At 66.4% G+C, this 21072-nt stretch carries 28 protein-coding genes; 17 read left to right on the plus strand and 11 right to left on the minus strand.

All coding sequences use genetic code 11. The annotated features are described in order from the left end of the window. Window positions 1–224 precede the first annotated feature (224 nt). Together ACVPT3_RS13320 and ACVPT3_RS13325 are read left to right on the plus strand one after the other, a co-directional pair. Window positions 225–1256, plus strand: coding sequence for a UbiA family prenyltransferase (locus ACVPT3_RS13320; protein WP_492041352.1), 1032 nt, complete (start codon window positions 225–227; stop codon window positions 1254–1256). A gap of 11 nt (window positions 1257–1267) precedes the next feature. Beyond that, window positions 1268–2119 (plus strand): DUF3298 and DUF4163 domain-containing protein, encoded by an 852-nt coding sequence (locus ACVPT3_RS13325; RefSeq protein ID WP_492041353.1) that lies wholly within the window; start codon window positions 1268–1270, stop codon window positions 2117–2119. Here the strand turns inward: ACVPT3_RS13325 and ACVPT3_RS13330 are convergent. From ACVPT3_RS13330 to ACVPT3_RS13340, 3 genes are read right to left on the minus strand one after another with little or no spacing between them, the layout of a single operon-like run. Further along, a complete protein-coding gene (locus ACVPT3_RS13330; protein WP_492041354.1) occupies window positions 2101–3033 on the minus strand; it encodes an alpha/beta fold hydrolase in 933 nt (310 codons plus the stop codon). The genes ACVPT3_RS13325 and ACVPT3_RS13330 overlap by 19 nt on opposite strands. Before the next feature lie 39 nt (window positions 3034–3072). After that, on the minus strand, window positions 3073–3270 hold the full coding sequence (locus ACVPT3_RS13335; RefSeq protein WP_008264044.1) for a helix-turn-helix transcriptional regulator: 198 nt from the start codon (window positions 3268–3270) through the stop codon (window positions 3073–3075). After that, complete coding sequence (locus ACVPT3_RS13340) at window positions 3267–3617, minus strand: hypothetical protein (RefSeq protein WP_492041355.1); 351 nt, start codon at window positions 3615–3617, stop codon at window positions 3267–3269. Before ACVPT3_RS13340 ends, ACVPT3_RS13335 begins: the two co-directional genes overlap by 4 nt. A 183-nt stretch (window positions 3618–3800) precedes the next feature. Here ACVPT3_RS13340 and ACVPT3_RS13345 point away from each other — a divergent pair, with 183 nt between their 5' ends. Both ACVPT3_RS13345 and ACVPT3_RS13350 read left to right on the plus strand, forming a co-directional pair. Beyond that, window positions 3801–4769 carry a fatty acid desaturase family protein gene (locus ACVPT3_RS13345; RefSeq protein ID WP_492041356.1) on the plus strand — a complete coding sequence of 323 codons (969 nt, stop codon included), beginning with the start codon at window positions 3801–3803 and terminating at the stop codon, window positions 4767–4769. Further along, window positions 4766–5416, plus strand: coding sequence for a class I SAM-dependent methyltransferase (locus ACVPT3_RS13350; RefSeq protein ID WP_492041357.1), 651 nt, complete (start codon window positions 4766–4768; stop codon window positions 5414–5416). The genes ACVPT3_RS13345 and ACVPT3_RS13350 overlap by 4 nt, the downstream gene beginning before the upstream one ends. Before the next feature lie 49 nt (window positions 5417–5465). Here the strand turns inward: ACVPT3_RS13350 and ACVPT3_RS13355 are convergent, their stop codons facing one another. Then, complete coding sequence (locus ACVPT3_RS13355; RefSeq protein WP_492041358.1) at window positions 5466–6011, minus strand: EF-hand domain-containing protein; 546 nt, start codon at window positions 6009–6011, stop codon at window positions 5466–5468. A 359-nt stretch (window positions 6012–6370) separates the two neighbouring features. Further along, a complete protein-coding gene (locus tag ACVPT3_RS13360) occupies window positions 6371–6949 on the minus strand; it encodes a type 1 glutamine amidotransferase domain-containing protein (protein WP_492041359.1) in 579 nt (192 codons plus the stop codon). Window positions 6950–7055: 106 nt separating this feature from the next. On the opposite strand from ACVPT3_RS13360, the gene ACVPT3_RS13365 reads away from it, so the two are divergent. From ACVPT3_RS13365 to ACVPT3_RS13375, 3 genes are all read left to right on the plus strand, one after another. Then, window positions 7056–7457 (plus strand): hypothetical protein, encoded by a 402-nt coding sequence (locus tag ACVPT3_RS13365; RefSeq protein WP_492041360.1) that lies wholly within the window; start codon window positions 7056–7058, stop codon window positions 7455–7457. Window positions 7458–7536: 79 nt separating this feature from the next. After that, entirely contained in the window at window positions 7537–8400 is an 864-nt protein-coding gene (gene ypfJ, locus ACVPT3_RS13370; protein WP_492041361.1) for a KPN_02809 family neutral zinc metallopeptidase, read from the plus strand. A 251-nt stretch (window positions 8401–8651) separates the two neighbouring features. Beyond that, on the plus strand, window positions 8652–10184 hold the full coding sequence (locus ACVPT3_RS13375) for a DEAD/DEAH box helicase (RefSeq protein ID WP_492041362.1): 1533 nt from the start codon (window positions 8652–8654) through the stop codon (window positions 10182–10184). A 115-nt stretch (window positions 10185–10299) separates the two neighbouring features. Here the strand turns inward: ACVPT3_RS13375 and ACVPT3_RS13380 are convergent, their stop codons facing one another. After that, entirely contained in the window at window positions 10300–11640 is a 1341-nt protein-coding gene (locus ACVPT3_RS13380) for an OmpP1/FadL family transporter (protein WP_492041363.1), read from the minus strand. Between the two features lie 323 nt (window positions 11641–11963). Between ACVPT3_RS13380 and map the strand changes: the two genes are divergently transcribed. The 7 genes from map (at window position 11964) to ACVPT3_RS13415 (ending at window position 16242) form a co-directional block, all read left to right on the plus strand. Then, the gene (gene map, locus ACVPT3_RS13385; protein ID WP_492041364.1) at window positions 11964–12782 is read left to right on the plus strand and encodes a type I methionyl aminopeptidase; all 819 of its coding nucleotides are present in this window, start codon (window positions 11964–11966) and stop codon (window positions 12780–12782) included. 53 nt (window positions 12783–12835) lie between these two features. Next, window positions 12836–13573, plus strand: a complete 738-nt coding sequence (gene radC, locus ACVPT3_RS13390) for a RadC family protein (protein ID WP_492041365.1) — start codon at window positions 12836–12838, stop codon at window positions 13571–13573. Then, a complete protein-coding gene (locus ACVPT3_RS13395) occupies window positions 13570–14106 on the plus strand; it encodes a GNAT family N-acetyltransferase (protein ID WP_492041366.1) in 537 nt (178 codons plus the stop codon). The genes radC and ACVPT3_RS13395 overlap by 4 nt, the downstream gene beginning before the upstream one ends. Before the next feature lie 54 nt (window positions 14107–14160). Further along, complete coding sequence (locus ACVPT3_RS13400; protein ID WP_492041367.1) at window positions 14161–14403, plus strand: BolA/IbaG family iron-sulfur metabolism protein; 243 nt, start codon at window positions 14161–14163, stop codon at window positions 14401–14403. A gap of 4 nt (window positions 14404–14407) precedes the next feature. After that, entirely contained in the window at window positions 14408–15313 is a 906-nt protein-coding gene (locus tag ACVPT3_RS13405; protein ID WP_492041368.1) for an aldo/keto reductase, read from the plus strand. Window positions 15314–15415: 102 nt separating this feature from the next. Beyond that, the gene (gene grxD, locus ACVPT3_RS13410) at window positions 15416–15769 is read left to right on the plus strand and encodes a Grx4 family monothiol glutaredoxin (protein WP_492041369.1); all 354 of its coding nucleotides are present in this window, start codon (window positions 15416–15418) and stop codon (window positions 15767–15769) included. Then, on the plus strand, window positions 15769–16242 hold the full coding sequence (locus ACVPT3_RS13415; protein ID WP_492041370.1) for an acyl-CoA thioesterase: 474 nt from the start codon (window positions 15769–15771) through the stop codon (window positions 16240–16242). The genes grxD and ACVPT3_RS13415 overlap by 1 nt, the downstream gene beginning before the upstream one ends. Here ACVPT3_RS13415 and ACVPT3_RS13420 read toward each other — a convergent pair. Beyond that, window positions 16226–16609 carry a hypothetical protein gene (locus ACVPT3_RS13420; RefSeq protein WP_492041371.1) on the minus strand — a complete coding sequence of 128 codons (384 nt, stop codon included), beginning with the start codon at window positions 16607–16609 and terminating at the stop codon, window positions 16226–16228. The two genes, ACVPT3_RS13415 and ACVPT3_RS13420, sit on opposite strands and share 17 nt — an antisense overlap. A 274-nt stretch (window positions 16610–16883) precedes the next feature. Here ACVPT3_RS13420 and ACVPT3_RS13425 point away from each other — a divergent pair, with 274 nt between their 5' ends. After that, the gene (locus tag ACVPT3_RS13425; protein WP_492041372.1) at window positions 16884–17981 is read left to right on the plus strand and encodes an NADH:flavin oxidoreductase/NADH oxidase; all 1098 of its coding nucleotides are present in this window, start codon (window positions 16884–16886) and stop codon (window positions 17979–17981) included. 9 nt (window positions 17982–17990) lie between these two features. Here the strand turns inward: ACVPT3_RS13425 and ACVPT3_RS13430 are convergent, their stop codons facing one another. Then, the gene (locus tag ACVPT3_RS13430; RefSeq protein ID WP_492041373.1) at window positions 17991–18374 is read right to left on the minus strand and encodes a hypothetical protein; all 384 of its coding nucleotides are present in this window, start codon (window positions 18372–18374) and stop codon (window positions 17991–17993) included. A gap of 159 nt (window positions 18375–18533) precedes the next feature. Then, complete coding sequence (rpsD, locus tag ACVPT3_RS13435; RefSeq protein ID WP_271164458.1) at window positions 18534–19151, minus strand: 30S ribosomal protein S4; 618 nt, start codon at window positions 19149–19151, stop codon at window positions 18534–18536. Between the two features lie 257 nt (window positions 19152–19408). On the opposite strand from rpsD, the gene ACVPT3_RS13440 reads away from it, so the two are divergent. Next, window positions 19409–19630, plus strand: coding sequence for a hypothetical protein (locus ACVPT3_RS13440; RefSeq protein ID WP_492041374.1), 222 nt, complete (start codon window positions 19409–19411; stop codon window positions 19628–19630). 137 nt (window positions 19631–19767) lie between these two features. Here ACVPT3_RS13440 and ACVPT3_RS13445 read toward each other — a convergent pair whose 3' ends face one another. Further along, window positions 19768–20379 carry a superoxide dismutase gene (locus ACVPT3_RS13445; protein ID WP_492041375.1) on the minus strand — a complete coding sequence of 204 codons (612 nt, stop codon included), beginning with the start codon at window positions 20377–20379 and terminating at the stop codon, window positions 19768–19770. 146 nt (window positions 20380–20525) lie between these two features. Between ACVPT3_RS13445 and ACVPT3_RS13450 the strand changes: the two genes are divergently transcribed. Next, entirely contained in the window at window positions 20526–20822 is a 297-nt protein-coding gene (locus ACVPT3_RS13450; RefSeq protein ID WP_492041376.1) for a hypothetical protein, read from the plus strand. 9 nt (window positions 20823–20831) lie between these two features. On the opposite strand, the gene ACVPT3_RS13455 is transcribed toward ACVPT3_RS13450, so the two are convergent. Then, on the minus strand, window positions 20832–21059 hold the full coding sequence (locus ACVPT3_RS13455; RefSeq protein ID WP_492041377.1) for a hypothetical protein: 228 nt from the start codon (window positions 21057–21059) through the stop codon (window positions 20832–20834). Between the last annotated feature and the right edge of the window lie 13 nt (window positions 21060–21072).

The following is a 21072-nucleotide window of genomic DNA, read 5'->3' on the forward strand; positions in this document are numbered from 1 at the left end:
GACCTGACGCAGGCCTTGGGGAAGAGGCATCACAACTGCCGCTTCAATATCCCCGGCCGGCAGAAACACCCTGCGTGCGGAGCGTCTGTCTTCGTCGAAACGGTAAAAACTAATCCATCCCGGGCGAGGCCCGGCGCTCCGTCCTGCCCTCCACAACTCCGCCGAAAGGACGGAGCGCTTCGTCACGCCTTCACCCTGCCCCCCATTCCGGCTAAGCCATGCCCATGACCTCCGCCCCTCTTCCCGACGCCGGCGCCAACTGGGTGGATCGCCATGCGCCGGAGCGGCTGAAGCCCTGGCTGAAGCTGGGTCGGTTCGACCGGCCCATCGGCATCTGGCTGCTGCTCCTGCCCGGCTGGCAGGGCGTCACCCTCGCCCTGGCCCAGTATCGCCAGCCGCCCGGCCTCTATGATCTGTGGCTGTTCGTCGGCTTCGGCATCGGGGCCTGTCTCATGCGCGCGGCGGGCTGCGCCTTCAACGACATCGTCGACCGCGACTTCGACGCCCGGGTCGCCCGCACCGCGCTGCGTCCCATCCCCGCCGGCCTGATCAGCGTCAAACAGGCCTGGGCCTTCGTGATCGGTTGCAGCCTGATCAGCCTCATGATCCTGCTGACCCTGCCCAAGGTCGCCATCCTGCTGGGCGTCGGCTCGCTGGCCCTGGTCGCCGCCTACCCCTTCATGAAACGGATCACCTGGTGGCCCCAGGCCTGGCTGGGCCTGACCTTCAACTGGGGCGCCCTGATGGGCTTCGCCGCCGCCCTGCCCCTGGCTGCCGCCGCCCTGCTGCTGCCGGCCGACATCGCCGGCGAGTTCCGCCCCTTCCTCTGGTCTGCCCCCAGCGACAGCGGTCACGCCGTCACCCTGGTCTGGCAGGCCTATATCCCCGCCGTCCTCCTCTACCTCGGCGGCGTCTTCTGGACCCTGGGCTACGACACCATCTACGCCCTTCAGGACATCGAGGACGACGCCATGGTCGGCGTCAAATCCTCGGCCCGCCGCCTGGCCTCGGCCGTCCGCCCCGGCGTCGCCGTCTTCTATGCGATCAGCCTGATCCTGGCCGCCCTGGCCGGCCTCGCCGCCGGCCTCGGCCTGCTGTTCTGGGTCGGCCTGGCCCTCTACGCCGCCCACCTGGTCCGCCAGGTCGTCCGTCTCGATCGCACCGACGGCGCCCTGGCGCTAAACCTGTTCAAGTCCAACCGAGAGGCGGGCTTCATCCTGCTGGCCGCCCTCGCCCTCGGATCCCTCGGCCTGTGAAGGAGCCCCCCATGACCTCCACCGTTCGTCTTCTGCTGCTGTCCGCCGCCGTCGCCGCGACCTTGGCCGCCTGCCAAAGGCGCGAGGACAAGGCCGACGCCCCCTCGCCCGCGCCGACCGCCGCCGCCCCGGTCAGTCCCGCCGCCGCCGGCGCGCCGATGGGCTTCGATTCCAAGACCCAGTACGCCACGGTCAAACTGACCCTGCCGGACGCGGTCAAATCCAAGCCCGATCTGCACGCCCCCCTCTACGCCGCCGCCGTGCGCGACCTGCGCCAGTTCTCCGAAGGCGCCCAGGCCGACCTGTCCGAGGCCGGCGGCGGCTCCAATCCCTATGAGAAGACCATCGCCTTCGACCCCGGCGCCGAGACCGGCAAGCTGTTCAGCCTGGCCCGCACCGATTTCGAGTTCACCGGCGGCGCCCATCCCAACACCAGCTTCTCGGCCGTGCTCTGGGACAAGGCGATGAAGAAGCAGCTCGGCTTCGCCGACCTGTTCCGCCCCGGCGCCGACCTGTCAGGTTTGAACAAGGCCCTGTGCGACGCCGCCAACGCCGCCAAACAGGCCCGGTCGCCGGGCTCGGAGACGGCGACCCCGGGCGGCGACATGTGGTCCTGCCCCAAGGCCGTCTCCACCCCCTTCGTCCTGGCCCCCAGCACCACGCCGGGCAAGGCGGGCGGAGTGATCTTCCTGATCGGCGCCTATCAGATCGGCCCCTATTCGGACGGCCCCTACCGGATCGCCGTGCCCCAGTCGGTCTTCCGGACCCTGCTCAACCCGGCCTACGCCGACGAGTTCGCCGGCGCGCCGGTCAAGGCCGGGGACGTGACGCCCAAGGCGACCGATCAATCGGCCAAGAACTGATCCACCAGTTCGGCGAACCGCTGCGGCTGATCGGCCATGATGAAATGCCGGCTGCCGTCGACGCGGATCAGCTTGACCCCGGGCAGGGGCGCATATTCGTGACCCCAGGCCTGATCCGCCTGGGCGGCCCTCGCCCCGCCGTCGGCGTCCGCGGCATAGAGAGCGGTCACCGGCGTGCTCATGCCGGCAAGACCCGGCCGCGCATCCGTCAGCAGGACGTCCCGCATGGCCGCCGCCATGGCCCTGCGGTCCGACCCGGTCGTCCAGTCGACCAGCCTGACCCGCAGCGCGGCGTCCCGCGTCATGCCCTGGGCGCTGCCGACCTGGGCGGCGCGGAACGACTCGTCCGAGAGGGCCAGAATGCTCTGCGCCGTCTGCGCCGCCGCCGGCCTCATGGCCTCGACCGTCACCTGCGGCCCCCGCAGCGCGCCGAAGAAGGGCAGGCTGTCCACGCTCATCAACCGGCCGACGGCCTCGGGATGCTGTTGCGCCAGCAGCAGTCCCGCCAAGGCGCCCATCGAATGACCGACCACCGCCGGTCTCTCCAACGCTTGGCTGCGGATGTAGCGGTCCAGTTCCTCGACCACAGGCTGGACGAAGGGACCGTCGTCGTGGCTCCAGGCCTCGCCGGCGAAGCCCGCCAACTGCACCAGATGCACCCGGTGCGTCGCTTTCAGCCGATCCGCCGTGGCCCGCCACACCTCCCGCGAACAGCCGAAACCGGGGATCAGGATCACATCGGGGCCCGCCCCCACCACCTCGACCGACAGCCGGTCCGAAACAAAGGCCGGCGCCTGGGCGCTTGGCTCGGCGAAGGCGGCGGTGACGCCGACCACCAGCGACGGGGTGCAGACCGCCAGACCGAACAGGGCGGCGCGCAGGCGCGGGCGCGCCTTGAAGAAGGCGTTGAACATCGGATGTCTCCCTTGGATTTCAGGTTTGGTCCGCCGCCGTCAGGCGTGCGGGTTCTCGAAGATTTCCTCGACCGGTCGGTCGAAGGCCGCCGCGATCCGGTAGGCCAGATCCAGCGACGGATCGTGCCGCTCGGTCTCCAGGGCGATCACCGCCTGTCGCGACACGCCCAGCGCCTGGCCCAACTGCTCCTGGGTCCAGCCGCGCTCGACGCGCAGCAGTTTCAGCCGGTTCTTCATCGGCTGCTCCGGATGAAGGGCGCGCTGATTCCGTACATGCCCCAGAACAGGGGTACGATTAGCCAGGTCTCGATATGCGGCGCGCCGGCGAAGCTCTCGCCGAACCCCCAGAAGGTGGCGACCGCCATGGCCAGCCCCGAGGCGACGATGAATTGTTTCGCCGTCACGCCTCGCACGAACTCGTCGCTCTCCCGCATCAGGGACAGCACCGCCCAGATTTGGCCGATCACCGGTGCCGAGACCACCGCCGCCAGCCCCCAGGCCGCCGGCTTTCCCATCACCTCGTCGAAGGCGTCCGTCGTCATCATGGACACGCAGATCGCCACATAGGGAATGGTGAAGGCCATGATGCGAATGACGTATCGCCGGTGCGCCGGGGTAGTTGATTTTCCGAAAGACAACATGTCCGCCTCCTTGTGTAAGGCCAACCTTACATCGGCCAAATGTCATGTCAACCTGACTTTTTGTAAGGAACACCACACATCATCGCATTGCTTCTCCATATCCCCCTTAAGGACTAGAATGCCGCCATGCCCGTCGCCCCGCGCATAGCCGCATCCGTCCTGTTCACGACCGAGGAATGGGCGCCGTTCCAGACCCGCTCGGCCTGGGTCGGTCCGCTGCTGGTCGCCCACTGTTGGGCCGTGATCGCGATTGCGGTCGTCGCGGGGGTGCTGATCCCCTGGCTGATCCCGCTGTGCGTCATGGTGATCGGCACGCGCCAGCTGGGTCTGGCGATCCTGATGCACGAGTCGGCGCACGGCGGCCTGTCCCGGAACCTGCGGCTGAACGATTTTCTCGGCCACTGGCTGTGCGCCGTGCCGATCGGCGCCAGCCTGACCGCCTATCGCCCCTATCACCTGGCCCACCACCGCTTCGCCCAGCAGCCGGAGGATCCCGACCTGATGCTGTCGGCCCCCTTCCCCGTGTCGCCCGCCTCCCTGCAGCGCAAGCTGATCCGCGACCTGACCGGCCAGACCTTCTTCAAGCAGCGGGTGCTGCTGCCGCTGGCCCAACGGCGCTCAAGCAGCCCGAAGGGCGACAGCGCACAAACAATGAGCGATAGCGCCCACCAATATGAAGCCGTCGTCACCGGCCGCTCGGTCCTGCCCTTCCTCGCCTTCAACGCCGTCCTGCTGGCGGGCTTCGTCGCGGCCGGGGTCTGGTGGGCCTTCTTCGCCCTTTGGCTGCTGCCGATGGCGACCTGGTTCCCGATGGTGACGCGGCTGAGAAACATCGCCGAACACGCCTGCGTCGAGGGCTCGGCCGCCGACGCCTTCCGCGCCGCCCGCACCACCCGCGTCGCCTGGTGGGAGCGCGCCTTCATCGCCCCCTACTGGGTCAACTTCCACGCCGAACATCACCTGTTCATGCACGTGCCCTGCTGGAAGTTGCCGGCCCTGCACCGCGCCGTCCACGGCCGTCCCCAGGCCGCCGACATGGAGGTCGCGTCGGGCTATGTCAGCGTACTGAAGACCGCCACGCGCCGCCCCGGATGAGCATCGCCGATCCCGCCGCCTTCATCCGCGCCAACACGCGGCTCCAGACCGTGCCGCACGCGCCGGAAATCTCGCTCTGGCTGGCGGACGAGATCACGCCCATCTGGCGGCTGACGGAGGAAGAACTGGGCGAGCTGGGCCTGCCCCCGCCCTTCTGGGCCTTCGCCTGGGCCGGGGGGCAGGCGCTGGGCCGCTACCTCCAGGATCACCCGCATGAGGTCGCCGGCAAACAGGTGCTGGACTTCGCCGCCGGGTCCGGCCTAGTAGGGGTGGCGGCCATGCGGGCTGGCGCGGCCTCGGTCCTGTGCGCCGACATCGACCCCTTCTGTCAGGCCGCCGTCGCCGCCAACGCCCAGGCCAACGGCGTGACGCTGGCCTTCACCGATCAGAACCTGCTCAACGCCCCGCCCCCGCCGGTCGATGTCATCTGCGCCGGCGACATCTGCTACGAAAAACCGATGACCGACGCCGTGCTCGCCTGGCTGGCCCGGGCCCGCGCCGCGGGAACCCGCGTCCTGATCGGCGATCCAGGCCGCACCTATTTCCCTCGATCGGGCCTGGAATTCCTCGCCGAATACAGCGTGCCCACCACGCGTGAGCTGGAAGACCAGGAGATCAAACGATCCTCGGTGTGGGCCATGCCGTAAAAAAACCCGGCGGAGCGTCGCCGCCCCGCCAGGTCCATCCGTTCTAACGTCAAGCCGCCGCCATCAAGCTGCCGGTCGTCTCCTCGGACGACCAGCGACCGTAGGACTCGACCTGTTTGCTCATCATGGACTTGAACGCTGAAGTCAGTTCGTCGACGCTAAGGCCGCCATCGCTGTCGGTATCCAGAGCCGTAAAGGTGTCGCTAATGCTCGAGGAGTCATCCTCTTGCAGCGACGCCATCAACTCTTCCAGGCTGACCGTGCCGTCTTCATTGGTGTCAGCGGCGTCGAACACTGTCTCGGCAGTCTCCTCGGCCGAGGCCGGCGCAGCGCCGCCGGGAGGCGCTCCGCCCGGTGGCGGGCCCATGGCCTGCAAGCCGGACTCCAGCTCCTCGGCGCTCATCACCCCGTCGCTGTCGGTATCCAGCGAGGCGAAGGCGTCAGAGATTTCCGAGGTGTCGGAAACCCCGAGCGCGGTTCCAACCTCGGTCAGGCTCAAGCCGCCGTCACCGTCGGAATCGAGATCCGAAATCAGGTCGCTGATGAAATCCTGACCTGTCGACGCGCTCTCCTGACTTTCGAGCAAGGCGGACATTGTGTCCGAACTAAGGCCGCTCGAGGCCGAGCTTGCGGGTGGCGGACCGGACGGCGGCGAGGACGACGAGGTCCCCTGATGGGGGCTGAACAGTCCCTCGCTAGGCGAGTTTTGCCCGGTAGATTCGGCGCTCTGGGTCTGAAACAGGTCGCGCAGGGCCTGAAGCGACAGACCGGCAGAGGCCGAGGATGCGGATGATACCTGCATTCCTGGCTCCTGATCGGAGGCGACGATGTCCCGCTCGACCGATGGTCGGACGTCCCGTCGACCGACTCGTGCAAGAATCATCTCAAAATCCAATCAAACGCCTGTTTTTCAACCACTATTTCAGCATTGACACAATATCAGGCTCCGGACAGTCAGACGGTGTGTGCGGCGCCACTCTCTCCACCGCCCCGGCCCTCGGCGAATTCCTCGATCATCTTTTCGTTGAAGGCTGGGATGTCCTCGGGGCGTCGGCTGGTGACCATCCCCTGATCCACCACCACCGCCTCATCGACGACATCGGCCCCGGCGTTCCTCAGGTCCGTGCGGATGCTGGGGAAGGCGGTCAGCGTCCGCCCCTCGACCACGCCCGCCTCGATCAGCAGCCAGGGCGCGTGGCAGATGGCGGCCACGGGCTTGCCGGCGTCGAAGAAGGCGCGCACAAACTTGACCGCGTCCTTATCGGCCCGCAACTGGTCCGGATTGGCCACGCCGCCCGGCAGAAGCAGCGCCGAATAGGCCGAAGCGTCCACGCCGGCGACGGCCTTGTCGGCCGTCACCTTCTCGCCCGGCGTCAGATGGTCGAAGCCCTGGAACGGACCCGCCTTCAGCGAGACGATCTCGACCACAGCGCCCGCGTCCTTCAACGCCTTCATGGGGTCGTTCAACTCGACGAGTTCGACGCCGTCGGTGGCCAGAATGGCGACGGTCTTTCCGGAAAGAATCTGGGCCATGACAAATGCTCCTTTGGCGATTTGAGGGGTCGCCGATGAACCCGTCGCAAGCCAAACGGTTGCTGCCTCGCTTGGCGATGGCCGACCGCGCCCCCATGTCGGTTCCATGCGCCACAGACCCATCCTGACCGCCCTGATGACGCCCCTACTGCTGGCGGGCGCGACGCCCGCCCTGGGGCAGATACAGCCGCCCTATCGCCAGCCCCACGCCCCCTATCCCGGCGGCGTTCCGGCCGCCATCGCCGACCAGCACCGCTACGAGAACGAACGGCTGCGTCTTCAGGCTCAGGCGAACGCCAGCCAGGCCCGCCAGCAACAGATCGAGACCCAGCTTCGCCTTCGCGCCATCGAAGCAGCGCGCGAGCCGACACAATCGCCCGCCACGCCGCCCCGCCCGCTGTACGGCGTCGAACAGGAACGGGCCCTGCGCGAATCCGCCGCCGAACGCCGCCAGCAGACCGTCCAGGGCACAAACCAGATCGACGCGTGGCTGGCCCGTCCGCGATGAAGCGTCCGAACTGACGCATCCCTTCCCCTCCACCCGCGTTGTGGCCTAGCTTGACGGGATAGGTCGCGGGGGAACCGAGATGCGCTGGAAGGGTGGACGGACGGGCGGCGGCGTCGAGGATCGACGCGGCATGGGCGGCGGCGCCATCGCAGGCGGCGGCCTTGGCGTCGGGGTCCTGGCCATCATCGGCTACCTGGTCTTCGGCATCGATCCCTCGACCACGACCCAGCTCGCCAGCCAGTTCGGCGGCGTCGGCGCCGAGCAGCAGCAGGGCCAGACCGGAACGCCGGAGGATCAGGCCGGCCAGTTCGTAGATGTGATCGGGGCCAACATCAACGACGTCTGGGCGCAGAAGCTGAACGGCTATAAACCACCCAGGATCGTCCTTTACGAACAAGGCACCGCAACCGGCTGCGGCATGGGCCAATCGGCAATGGGCCCCTTCTATTGCCCGACCGACAAGACGGTCTATCTGGACCTGGGGTTCTGGCAGGAGATGGAGACGCAACTGGGCGCCTCGGGCGCCGACTTCGCCCGCGCCTATGTCATCGCCCATGAGTTCGGCCACCACGTCCAAACCCTGACCGGAACTTCGGACCAGGTTCGCGAGGCCCAGCAGCGCGCCAGAAACGGCAGTGGCGGGGAGGCCGCGGCCAACCAGTATTCCGTCGCGCTGGAGCTTCAAGCCGACTGCTACGCCGGCGTCTGGGCCAAAAACGCTTCGGCCGTCTCGAACGGCCAGGTCGCCCTTGACGCAGGCGAGTTCGAAGAGGGCATGAAGACCGCCCAGGCCATCGGCGACGATACGCTGCAACGGCGCGGCGGGGGCCGGGTCTCGCCCGAAAGCTTCACCCACGGCTCGTCGGCTCAGCGGGTCGAATGGCTGCAGCGCGGATACCAGTCAGGCGACCCGGCCGCCTGCGACACCTTCGGCCAGAGCTGACGTCAGGTCGGAGGCGACGCAACCGTCGGCTTGACTTTATGTCGCCGAGCGTCCATTTGCGCTGCGTCGCACAATCGCGATCTCCGGCGTCTCCAGCGCGTGTAAGTCCGTTTCGGACCTGTCTGTAGAAGCCGCCGGCCCCTCAAGTTCATTCGCTGCCCGGACACGCGGGGCGGCGCCCGATCCACCCCGCAGGCTTCGTCTCGAAGCCCCGTCGGGACTGGCGGTGCGCGGCCCCAAGGCGTCATGCCATGGCCAGATGCGCCCTGCCGCACGCGAAAGACACTGCTGTGAGCACCACATTCGAATCCATGGGCCTGAACAAGGCCCTTCTTCAGGCGCTGGCGTCGGAAGGCTACACCAAGCCGACCCCGATCCAGGAAAAGGCCATCCCCGACGTCATGGCGGGCAAGGACCTGCTGGGCATCGCCCAAACCGGCACCGGCAAGACCGCCGCCTTCGCCCTGCCGATCCTGCACCGCCTGGCCGAGAACCGCATCGCCCCCAAGCCGCGCACGACGCGTGTGCTGGTCCTGTCGCCCACCCGTGAACTGGCCACCCAGATCGGCGACAGCTTCAAGGCTTACGGCGCCCACCTGGGCTTCCGGGTCGCGGTCATCTTCGGCGGCGTGAAATACGGCGCCCAGGAGCGGGCCCTGCAACAGGGTTTAGACATCCTGGTCGCGGCGCCCGGCCGTCTGCTGGACCACATCCAGCAGAAGAACCTGGACCTGTCCTCGACCGAGATCTTCGTGCTGGACGAGGCAGACCAGATGCTGGACCTGGGCTTCATCAAGCCGATCCGCCAGATCGTCAGCCGCATCCCGGCCAAGCGCCAGAACCTGTTCTTCTCGGCGACCATGCCGACCGAGATCGGCAAGCTGGCGGGTGAGTTGCTGAAGGACCCGGTCAAGGTCCAGGTCACGCCGCAATCCACCACCGTCCAGCGCATCAGCCAGTCGGTCGTCCACGTCGAACAGGGCCGCAAGCGCGCCCTGCTGACCGAGATGTTCAGCGATCCCGAGTACACGCGCTGCCTGGTCTTCACCAAGACCAAGCACGGCGCCGACAAGGTCGCGGCCTATCTGGAAGCGGGCGGGGTCGAGGCCGGCGCCATCCACGGCAACAAGTCCCAGCCCCAGCGTGAACGCACGCTGGAAGCCTTCAAGAAAGGCAAGCTGCGTGTCCTGGTCGCCACCGACATCGCCGCGCGCGGCATCGACGTCGACGGCGTCTCGCACGTCGTGAACTTCGAACTGCCGCACGTGCCGGAAAGCTATGTCCACCGCATCGGCCGCACCGCCCGTGCAGGCAAGGACGGCACGGCCGTCAGCTTCGTCGCCGGCGACGAGATGAAACTGCTGAAGGACATCGAGAAGGTCACGCGCCAGAAGATCCCGGCCATCGACCGCCGCAACGACAAGGCCCTGGGCCAGCTGGACGCCACCATCATGGCCACCGGCGTCGGCAAGAAGGCGACCATGCCGGAACGCGAAGGCGGCGAGCGCAACGAGGGAGGCCGGGGTGGTCGTGGACGCAGCCGCGTTCCGCACCGCGACGGCGTGCGCCCCGAAGGCGGCGGCCAGCCCCATCGCCAGCGTCGCGCCCGTCCCGGCGAGACTCCGGCGGCCCCGCGGCCCGAGCGCGCCTACAATCCCCTGGCCGGCGAGCGCGTCCCGTCGATCAACGACAACGTCAAGCCGGCGGAAGGCGAAATGAAGCGCCGTCCCCGGCGTCGCCCGTCTAACGGCGGCAAGGGATACGGCGGCGCCGCCAAGAGCTGATCCCAACTGTTCACCCTCGGGCTTGCCCCGAGGGTGGCGGTCGAAATCAGCAATAAAAAAACGGCGGCTCCTTTGCAGGAGCCGCCGTTCTTGATTCAGCCGATGGATGTAGACCTTAGAAGTTCCAGGTCGCGCCCATCGAGAAGCCGACGCCGTGGCCCTGGGCTTCGCCGCGCAGGTTCGAGATGACCAGGCCGTTGCCATAGACATCGCGCGTGTCGTTGATCGTCGCGGTGTCGATGTCGATATAGGTCACAGCGCCGTCGAAGGTCATGGAGCCCATCGTCTTGGACAGGCCGGCGGTATAGAGGAAGCGATCGCCGTCCGGGATGCGGGCGGTGCGGTGATCGTCCGGCGTCGGGGTCGGGTCATAGCCCAGGCCGGCGCGGACCGTCATGGTCGGATCGATCTTGTAGTCGAAGCCGATGGCGCCGGTGGTGACGTCGTCATAGTCCTGAACGATGGTCGAGGAACCGGTGGTCCCATAAGCCACGCGGATGGCGTCGAACTCGCTCCAGCCGATCTGGTTGACCTGGGCGTTCAGGGTCAGGCGGTCGTTGACGGCGTAGCGGGCCGAGACGGTGGCGTACCAGGGCGTGTTGAAGCTGGCGACGCCGTCGGCCGAGACGTTGGCCGCAGCCAGAATCCCAGTCAGGCCGGAGATGTTCACTTCGCCTTCCAACTCATGCTCGATCTTGGAGCGGTAGGACAGACCCAGGTCCAGCTTGCCGAAATGCATCTGTGCGCCAGCGTTCCAGCCGTAATCCCAGCCGTCGCCTTCCAGCGAGTTGCGGCCGTCAGTGCTAGGCGAGACCGCATAGGTCGGCGCAAACACGCCCGGGACAGCGACGTTCGGCAAGGCCGAGGTCAGGGTCGCCTTGGCGTACTGGGCGTCGAAGCCGGCGCCGATATCCAGCCAGTCGGTGACCGTCATGGCCGCGACCAGGCTGACGTTAGCCGAGCGCAGTTCCGAAGTCAGGGCGTCGTAGCGGGCGAAGTCGGTCGGCTCATACTTGGTGGTGAAGTTGAACGGGGCCTGTACGGCCAGGCCGACGTTGAAGCGATCACCGATCGGCATGGCGACGGCGAAATTGGGGATGATGCCGCTCTCAACCACGTTGTGGACGTGCGGATCGCCATTCACGGTCTCGGTCGTGGAGCCCACGCCAGGAACGTTGTAGGTCAGGCTTGAGCCCGTGTCGTCGACGTCGGAGTCGAGGATCAGGCCGTGCATGCCGACATAGACCTGGCGCTCGGTTCCGGCGATGGCGGCGGGGTTCCACCACAGCGACTGCACGCCCTTGTCGGCACCTTCGCCCGAGTTGGCGCGGCCCTGGCCGCGGGTCGATTGTTCCTGAACATAGAAGGACCCGGCCATGGCCGGCGCGGCGACGCCGGCGAGCAGGGCGGTGGTCAGCGCAATGCCGCCCATACGAGCGAAATTCCTGGGAGTCATAAGCCATTCCTATAGTTTTGCCCCCGCCAGTTACGCGGCGGTGGGTATCGGGGAGGTCGATCGCACCCAGCGCTTTCGTCAGGAAAACGTTGCATGCATGGCGGGTCTCCGCCGGGAACCGGGCGAAACTGTGTCTGAAAAACTGCACACGATCACACCGGCGAGAGGTGACGTAGGGGCAGGTTCATTCTGACCAAAGACAGTGACGCGCAACACACAGTCCAGCATTACGCATGGGAAGGAATTCATCACCGCCGCACAATCGCCTTGCGTATTCATGATAGGATCGCCATCTGAGCCCGTCGCCGCTGCTGATTGAACCCATGTACGAAACGCCCGAACTGGAAACCGACGTCCTGGTGCGCTCCAGCGCCATTCGCATCCACGAAGCCGAAGACTTCGAAGGCATGCGCAAGGCCGGGCGTCTGGTCGCCGAGGCTCTGGACATGATCACCGCCCATGTGAAGCCGGGCGTGCTGACCAGCACTATCGACGATCTGGTTCGCGAGTTCACCCTGGACAATGGCGGTCTGCCTGCCTGCCTGGGCTACAAGGGCTACGAGAAGACGGTCTGCACCTCCATCAATCACGTCGTCTGCCACGGCATTCCGGGCGATCGCGTGCTGAAGGACGGCGACATCGTCAATATCGACCACACGGTGATCGTCGACGGCTGGCACGGCGATTCCAGCCGCATGTACGCCGTGGGCGAGATCAACGCCCGCGCCAGGAAGCTCATCGACGTCACCTATCAGTCGCTGGAACTGGGCCTGGAACAGGTCAAGCCGGGCAATACCTTCGGCGACATCGGCTTCGCCATCCAGAAATTCGTCGAGGCCCAGCGCATGAGCGTGGTGCGCGACTTCTGCGGCCACGGCATCGGCCGCGTCTTTCACGACAGCCCCAATGTCCTGCATTATGGCCGTCGCGGCGAGGGCGCGGTTCTGAAACCGGGCATGTTCTTCACCGTCGAGCCGATGGTGAATCTGGGCAAACCCCAGGTGAAGGTTCTGTCCGACGGCTGGACCGCCGTGACCCGCGACAAGTCGCTGTCCGCCCAGTGCGAGCATACGATCGGGGTCACGGAAGACGGGCTGGAAATCTTCACCGTTTCGCCTGCGGGACTGTTTCGCCCGAACTGAACCCTTGATCACCCCGAACAATCCGCTCAGGTTGCGAACGAGCCGGAGGGGATATGATCCAGGACCTGACGCCCGAACCTGAATTTCGCGCCAGACCGCATCATAGCGGTCATCGGGAACGGCTGCGTGAACGCGCCGCCAAGGGCGGCCTGGAAGCCCTCCCCGACTATGAACTGCTTGAGCTGATGTTGTTCCGGTCGGTGCCCTACAAGGACGTCAAGACCCTGGCCAAGGATCTGATCGTCCGGTTCGGCGGCCTGGACGGCATAGGGGCGGCCAGCCATGAGGCCATCGAGGACCAGACCGCCCGCTCATTGGGCTATCTGCCAGGCAAGGCCACCCGGGCTGTGGCGCTGGACCTGCGGCTGATCTTCGACGTTACACGCCGCATCGCGCGCGAGTCGACAGCCAGACGCCCCGTGATCTCGTCCTGGACCGCGCTGCTGGCCTATGTCCGCGTCACCCTGCAGCACGAGCCACGCGAACAGGTCCGCATCCTCTATCTCGACAAGAAGAACCAGTTGATCATGGACGAGGTCCAAAACCGCGGCACGGTCGACCACGCCCCGGTCTATCCACGCGAAGTGGTGAGACGAGCGCTGGAACTCTCGGCCAGCGCCCTGATCCTGGTGCACAATCACCCGTCCGGCGATCCGACCCCCAGCCGCGCTGATATCGAGATCACCAAACAGGTTGTGCAGGCGGGCAGAGCGCTTAACGTCGAGGTTCACGACCATCTGGTCGTCGGCCGCGACGGCGTGGCCAGCTTCAAGCAACTGGGTCTGATGTGAAGCCTGCGAACCTGACGACGGAACGACTGGTGCTGACGCCGGTCGCCGCGACCGACCTCGACGATCTGTTGTCCCTTTGGGCGGACGAAGACTTCACCCGCCACATCATGGGGCGCGCCCTGTCGGAGGAAGAGGTCTGGTTCCGCCTCCTGCGCGACCTGGGGCACTGGGCGGCGCTGGGATACGGAAACTGGTCGATCCGCCTGAGAGACGGCGGATCCTATCTGGGGAGCGTCGGGGTGTTCGACTATCGCCGCGACCTGCAGCCGCCGTTCGACGCGCCGGAGCTGGGCTGGGGCGTGACGCCGGCGCATCAGGGCCGGGGATACGCCGCAGAGGCCCTCGCCGCCGCATTGGGCTGGACCGACGACGCTCTGAAGGCGCCGCGCACCGTCTGCATGATCGCCCCCGACAATCTGCCCTCGCTGAGACTGGCGGCGCGGACGGGATTTCGGCCCTATGCCGCCACGACCTACAAGGATCACCCGGTCCAGCTGTTCGAGCGCCTGCGGAGAGGCCCCAACGGGCCGTAGCCCGCCATTAAGGTTTATGCGCCATTCTGGGGGCAACGATCCGAGAGACCCGCCATGCCCATGCCCGTCGAAACGCTGCGCCAGCATCTGGTCGACGCCTTTCCCGACGCCGAGATCGCCATCGATGATCTGGCCGGCGACGGCGATCACTATCGCGCCCGTATCGTCTCCTCCGCCTTCGTCGGCCTGCCGCGCGTGCGCCAGCACCAGATGGTCTATGCCGCGCTGAAGGGGCAGATGGGCGGCGAACTGCATGCGTTGGCCCTCGAAACCTCCGCACCGCCCAGGGAGAGCTGAACCGATGCGCTATCGCCCCTTCGGCCTGTCCGGCGCCGCCATTTCGAACCTGACGCTCAGCTTCGGCCGGGACAATCTGGCGCGCGGGCGCGAGGCGGCCCTTCATCTGCTGTACTCCGCCCTCGAAGCCGGCGTGAACTCTTACAGGCTGGAGACCGCCGACCCGGTCGTGGCGGAGGTTCTGGGCGAGGCCCTGGCCCATGTCGACCGCAAACTGGTCTGTGTCGGCCTGACCCTCGGCGTCGGATCTGGACGCGAGGGGGAGCGCGACTTTTCCGCGGAGGGCATGACAGGCGCCATCGACCAGGCCTTGCGCTTCTCGGGCCTAGGCCTGATCGACGTCGCGGTGCTGCACGAGCCTGGCGAGCAGGAATTGCCGCAGTCCTCGCTCAACGCGCTGAAGGCCCTGCGCGCCACCGGCCGCGTCAAGCTGCTGGGCGTGGCCGGCGGCGACGAGGTGATGGACACCTATGTCTCCACCGGCGCCTTCGACGTGCTGCTGACGCCCTTCGACATCAACGCCGACTGGAAACTGCGCAACCGCATCCGTGCGGCCCGCGAACAGGATATGGCGGTGTTCGCCTACGACTATTTCACTGATCGCCGAGCCCGCCCGCGCGGCGCCCAGCCGCCCCCCAAGAAGGGCCTGTTCGGCCTGGGAAGCGCCAAACACCCGCCGCGCCCAAGCAAGAACGACGCTTTCGGCTTCCTTTACCGCACGCCGAATTGGCCCGCCGAGGCGATCTGCCTCAGCTATGTCCTGACCGACCCGACCATCTCAAGCGTGATCATCCGCGCCGACGACGTGGAACGGCTGGAAATGCTGGCGGCGACGCCGGAACGCGACCTTCCGCCGGGCTTGGCCGCGCAAATCGAAATGGGCAGAGTCACCGCCTCGGCGGCGGCCTGATTTCAACCGATCCGGTCGCCCGGTCGCTGCGACGCCGCACGGACGCCTTGACCCGGCCATCGGCTCTCCCTAGCTGACGGACTTCACGAAAGGCCCCCTCCCGTGACCGACACCGTTCAAACCACCGATCCCGTCCACGCCTTCATCGCCGACACCGTCGCCCAGCACGACGTTGTGCTGTTCATGAAGGGCACGCCGGACCAGCCCCGCTGCGGCTTCTCTTCCAACGCGGTCCAGATCCTGGACCATGTCGGCGCGGCCTTCGTGGGCGTCGACGTACTGCAGGACGAAGCGCTGCGCGAAGGCATCAAGGCCTTCACCGACTGGCCCACCATTCCCCAGCTCTATGTGAAGGGCGAATTCGTCGGCGGCTCGGACATCATCCGCGAGATGTTCCAGGCGGGCGAACTGCAGGCGCTGATGGCCGAAAAGGGCGTGGCGACGGGCGAGGCCTGATGGCGCGGCCGCTCCTTCAACCCCGGGACGACCGCGAGGTCTTCGTCGTTCCGCTGGAGGTCCGGCCGGAACACATCGACGCCAATGATCACGTCAACAATGTCGTCTATGTGGGCTGGCTTCAGGACGTAGGGACCGCCCACTGGACGGCGCGTTTCGACGAGGAGACCCGCGCCAGATGCTCGTGGGTCGCGCTGCGCCACGAGATCGATTATCTGCGCGCCATCGCCCCCGGCGCGACAGGCGTGATCGCGCGGACCTGGGTCGGCGATCCCCAAGGGCCGCGCTTCAATCGCTATGTGCGGATCGAGGACGCCCAGGGCCGCGTCTGCGCCCAGGGCGTCTCCGAATGGTGTCTGGTCGACGCCGCGACCTTGCGGCCGCAACGGATACCGCCGTCGATGACGGCGGTCTTCGCGACGACGGGCGCGACGACGGACGACGCGTCTTCCGCGCCTATTTCAGCGGATTGATAAGCCGCGCGGGGACGCCGGGCTCCAGACCCAGGTCGGCATAGGTCCAGCGCAGTTCGACACCGTCAAGAACCAGGGCCTTGCACAGGTCTGGCTTGGTGCGACGGAGCGTGATCTCGGTCGGCGCGTTGTCCGCCACCGAGACCTCGAAATCCGACGCCTGGGTGCAGCCGTTGGAGTCGACCCGCACGACCAGGGCGCCGTCGATGACACGCGCTTCGCGAACAGGCTCGGCCGGCGGAGCGTCGCTGCGCGTGACATTGACAGAGACGTTCTCGCCCCCTGTGTTGTCGTATATGACACAGGCCGACAGCAGGGGCGCGGCGGCGGCGGCGGCCGCCAGAACTTTCAGCGCGCCGCGCATCATTGGTCCGACGCCGGCGTGGTGATGACGCGCGTGGTCGGCTTCTCGGTCGAGACGATGATGCAACCCGACAGCAGAGGGGCGGCGATGGCGATGGCGAGAGCAAGACGAAGCATGGTGTGTGATCCCCAGTTAAAGCTTGCCCTTTTGTGACGCGCCAAGCCTTTCCAGGCACGTGAATTTTCAGACAGCCAGGTGAACAATCGGCAAGGTCGGGCTTGATCGGTATCGCAACCGGCATAGCTACGGACGCACCTTCTCCCAGGACAGTCTGTTCATGAGCCAGCTCTTCTCGCCGCGCAGCCTCGGCCCCCTCACGCTGAAGAACCGCATCGCCATCGCGCCCATGTGCCAGTATTCGGCGATCGACGGCCTGCCCCAGCCCTGGCATGTCCAGCACCTGGGCCGGCTGGCCCTGTCCGGCGCCGGCCTGGTCATCATCGAGGCCACGGGCGTCGAGGCCGCCGGCCGTATCACGCCCGACGACGTCGGCCTGTGGAACGATGAACAGGAAGCCGTCTTCACCGAAATCCTTCGGGGCGTTCGCACCTATTCCCAGACCCCGATCGGAATTCAGCTGGCCCACGCCGGACGAAAGGCGTCGACGTCTGCGCCCTGGAAGGGCGGCCGCGCCCTGACGGCCGAGGAGGGCGCCTGGAGGACCTATGGGCCGTCCGCCCTGCCCTTCCGCGAAGACTGGCACACGCCGACCGAGATGACCGAGGCGGACATGGACCGCGTGGTCGCCGCCTTCGAGGACGCCGCGCGCCGCGCTGACCGCGCCGGGTTTGATCTGGTCGAGCTTCACGCGGCGCACGGCTATCTGCTGTGCGAATTCCTGTCGCCCCTGTCGAACCGCCGGACCGACCACTATGGCGGTTCAGCCGAAGACCGGGCTCGCTTCCCGCTCCGCGTGGCCCGGGCCCTGCGTGACGCCTGGCCGAAGACCAAGGCCCTGGGCGCCCGCTTCAACGGATCGGACTGGGTCGAAGGCGGATTGACGCCGGACGAGGTGACCGCCTTCGGCCGCGCCCTGCACGAGATAGGCTACGACTACCTGCACCTCACCTCAGGCGGGAACGCGCCGCGCGCCGAAATACCGGGGGCCGAGCCCGGCTATCAGGTCCGCTTCGCCGAAGCGATGAAACAGACCGTTCCGGAGGCGACGGTCATGGCCGTCGGCATGATTTTCGATCCTCGGCAGGCCGAGGACATAATCGCCTCGGCCCAGGCCGATATGGTCGCCATCGCCCGCGCGGTGCTGGACGACCCCAACTGGCCCCACCACGCCGCCGTGGCGTTGGGCCATGGCGAGGGTCTGCCCCCGCAGTACGAGCGGGCCGGAAAGGGTCACTGGCCGGGCTACGGCCGCTAGGTCCCGGCGTCAGGTCTGAGGCAACTGGTAGGGATTGTTGACGCTGACAGGCGATCCGGGAGGGAGGCCCAGTTCCTCGAACGACCATTTCAGCTCCACGCCATGCGCGGGCGGGTCCTTGCAGGTGTCCTCGTCGATCCGCCGCAGGGTGATGACCGCGTCGCCGCCCTTGATGCTGACGATGGGGATCAGGTCTTCCTTGCGCGTGCAACCATTCGAACTGACCCAGAAGACGGCCGAATCCTTGGTGAAGGCCGCCGCATGGATCGGCTCGAGTTCGCCCGGCATGCCGACTGTCGAGACGCTGGGTCCCTGGAGCCCGCCCGCGCAAGCGGAAAGACCCGCCGCCGCTGCAGCGATCATCGCGATAGATTTGAAGACGGCGCGCGGCATATGGCGGCCTCCCCTGTTCCGTCGAACCCTGAACAGCCCGAGAATGCGCCTGTTCGCCCCTAAAGGGAACAGACTGAAAGACGAAGGGCCCCGGACGGATCCGGGGCCCTTCCAACTCAAGTCCTCAACACCCTCGCCCATGGGCTCAGGCAGCGCGACTTACGAGGCGTAGTATTCGACGACCAGGTTCGGTTCCATCTTCACGGCGTAAGGCACGTCCGTCAGTTCCGGCACGCGAACGTAGCGGACCGAGAACGAACGATCCGACAGTTCCAGATAGTCCGGCACGTCGCGTTCCGACGACTGCTGGGCTTCGAGCACCAGAGCCATGTTGCGCGACTTTTCCTTCACGGTGACGACGTCTTCCGGCTTCACGCGGTAGGAGGCGATGTCGACCTTCTTGCCGTTGACCAGGACGTGGCCGTGGCTGACGAACTGGCGAGCGGCCCAGACGGTCGGGACGAACTTGGCGCGATAGACGATGGCGTCCAGACGCGATTCCAGCAGGCCGATCAGGTTTTCCGAGGTGTTGCCCTTGCGGCGGGCGGCCTCGTCATAGGTCTTGGCGAACTGCTTCTCGGTGATGTTGCCGTAGTAGCCCTTCAGCTTCTGCTTGGCCTTCAGTTGCAGACCGAAGTCCGAAACCTTCGACTTGCGACGCTGGCCGTGCTGGCCAGGACCGTAGGAGCGCTTGTTGACCGGAGACTTGGCGCGACCCCACAGGTTTTCACCCATGGCGCGGTCGATCTTGTATTTGGCGCTGTGGCGCTTGGACATTCTATTCTCTTTTCACTGATGCGGCCCGGCATCCCCTCGATTGGGAATGCGATCTCAACGGCGGTCCACGCATCTTCCGTCATCACCCGCCCCTCCGGCGAACCGGCGAGCGTGGAAGGCGGCGCTTATGGCCAGAGCGGGCCGCAGAGTCAAGCCGCACGGGCCGTTAAGCACGATGGCGTGGAACGACCGGTCCCCCTGCGGCCTTTCCATCCGGTGCAACCTCCCGTCGCCTGCGATGCCGGAGGAGGGTGAAGATGGAAACAGGGATCAAGACCTTTCAAAAGGGCCTGTCCGATACGGCCCTCGCGAGGCTGAAAAGCCAGCTTGTGGACCTTGTCGAGCCGCTGAACGACGGGCAGTTGCTGGAACTCGCCGACGGAATCCATGAGATGCTCCGACAGCGGCGCATGGTGCGCCAACACCACGCCGAGCGGATGAGCGACCGCGTCCGGCATGATCTGGACCTGCGAATCTAATCAGGCGCCGACTGGCCGGCCGCAATTGCAGAAACGCATCGCGTATCTCTTGTTTCTCACCGCTTGAAATCGAAAACGCCCGCCGGAGGGTCCGGCGGGCGTCTGTTCGTCTCTTCCGAATACGGGCCGGCCCTGGCTTAGGTGGCCGCCGCGTACAGTTCGTTGACCTTGTTCCAGTTCACCACCGACCAGAACGACTTCAGATAGTCGGCGCGGCGGTTCTGATATTTCAGGTAGTAGGCGTGTTCCCAGACGTCGGCGCCCAGGATGACTTCGCCGCGTTCTTCCACGACATCCATCAGCGGATTGTCCTGGTTCGGAGTCGAGGTGATCTTCAGCTTGCCGTTCTGGACGATCAGCCAGGCCCAGCCCGAACCGAACTGGGCGGCGCCGGCCGCGTTGAAATCTTCCTTGAACTTGTCCATGCCGCCCAGGTCGCTGTCGATGGCGGCGGCGAGCTCGGCCGAGGGTTGGCCGGCCTGATCGGCAGGGGCCAGCAGCTCCCAGAACAGGCTGTGGTTCCAGTGACCGCCGCCATTGTTGCGCACGGCCTTGGGCGCGGTGGAGATGCTGGTGAAGATCTCTTCCAGCGACTTGCCCTGTAGCGCGGCGTCGGCGTCGACCGCCTTGTTCAGGTTATCGACATAGGTCTGATGGTGCTTGTCGTGGTGGAAGGTCATCGTCTCCTTGTCGATGGCCGGCTCCAGCGCGTCATAGGCATAGGGCAGCGGGGGCAGGGTGAAGGCCATGTCTGTCTCCTGAAGACGGTTGTTCTGAACCCCATTTAGGGGCTGTAGCGTCTGACCCAAGCGAATTAATCCAGTTTTTGTTCAGCTTGGCCATTTGCATTGCCTGACAAGACGAATGATTGTCCATACGTCAATCGGAGGCTGTCATGTCGCGCATCGGATTCGCCGCCCTGGCGGCGCTGGCCATTTCGGGAAGCGGTTGCACCAGTTTGCGGGCGCTGGATCAGGCAGCAACCGATCTAGCCAACCAGACGCCGACCTGCACCCAGGAACCCGCAGTCGGCATCGACAACTATGGCAGCAAGACCTGCACGGTCACCCACACAGTTTGGTCCTCAACGACCACGACCACGACCGTAGAGGAAACAGGCAAGGAGCCCGTCACCACTCGCACCGTCACGACGCCGTCGGGAACAACGACCGAGATCGTGCCGACGCCGTAAGGGATCAAGTCAGCCGACGGGCAAGTTCGCCTTCAGACATTCGCGCACGGCGCGCTTGACGTCGCCCGGCGCATTGGGCTCGTCCACGCCCTCGGCGGCGAAGACGGCGCGGACTGCGGCGTCCAGACCGGCCGGCAGGGCGGCGACCACCCGCTTCTGCCCCTTCTCATGCAGGCAATAGCCCACCTCGCGGCACAGGGCGGAAAACATCGGTTCATAGGGATCAGGTGCGCTCATCGCGCCCCTCTAG

The organism is Brevundimonas sp. FV1ps31S, assembly GCF_058681265.1.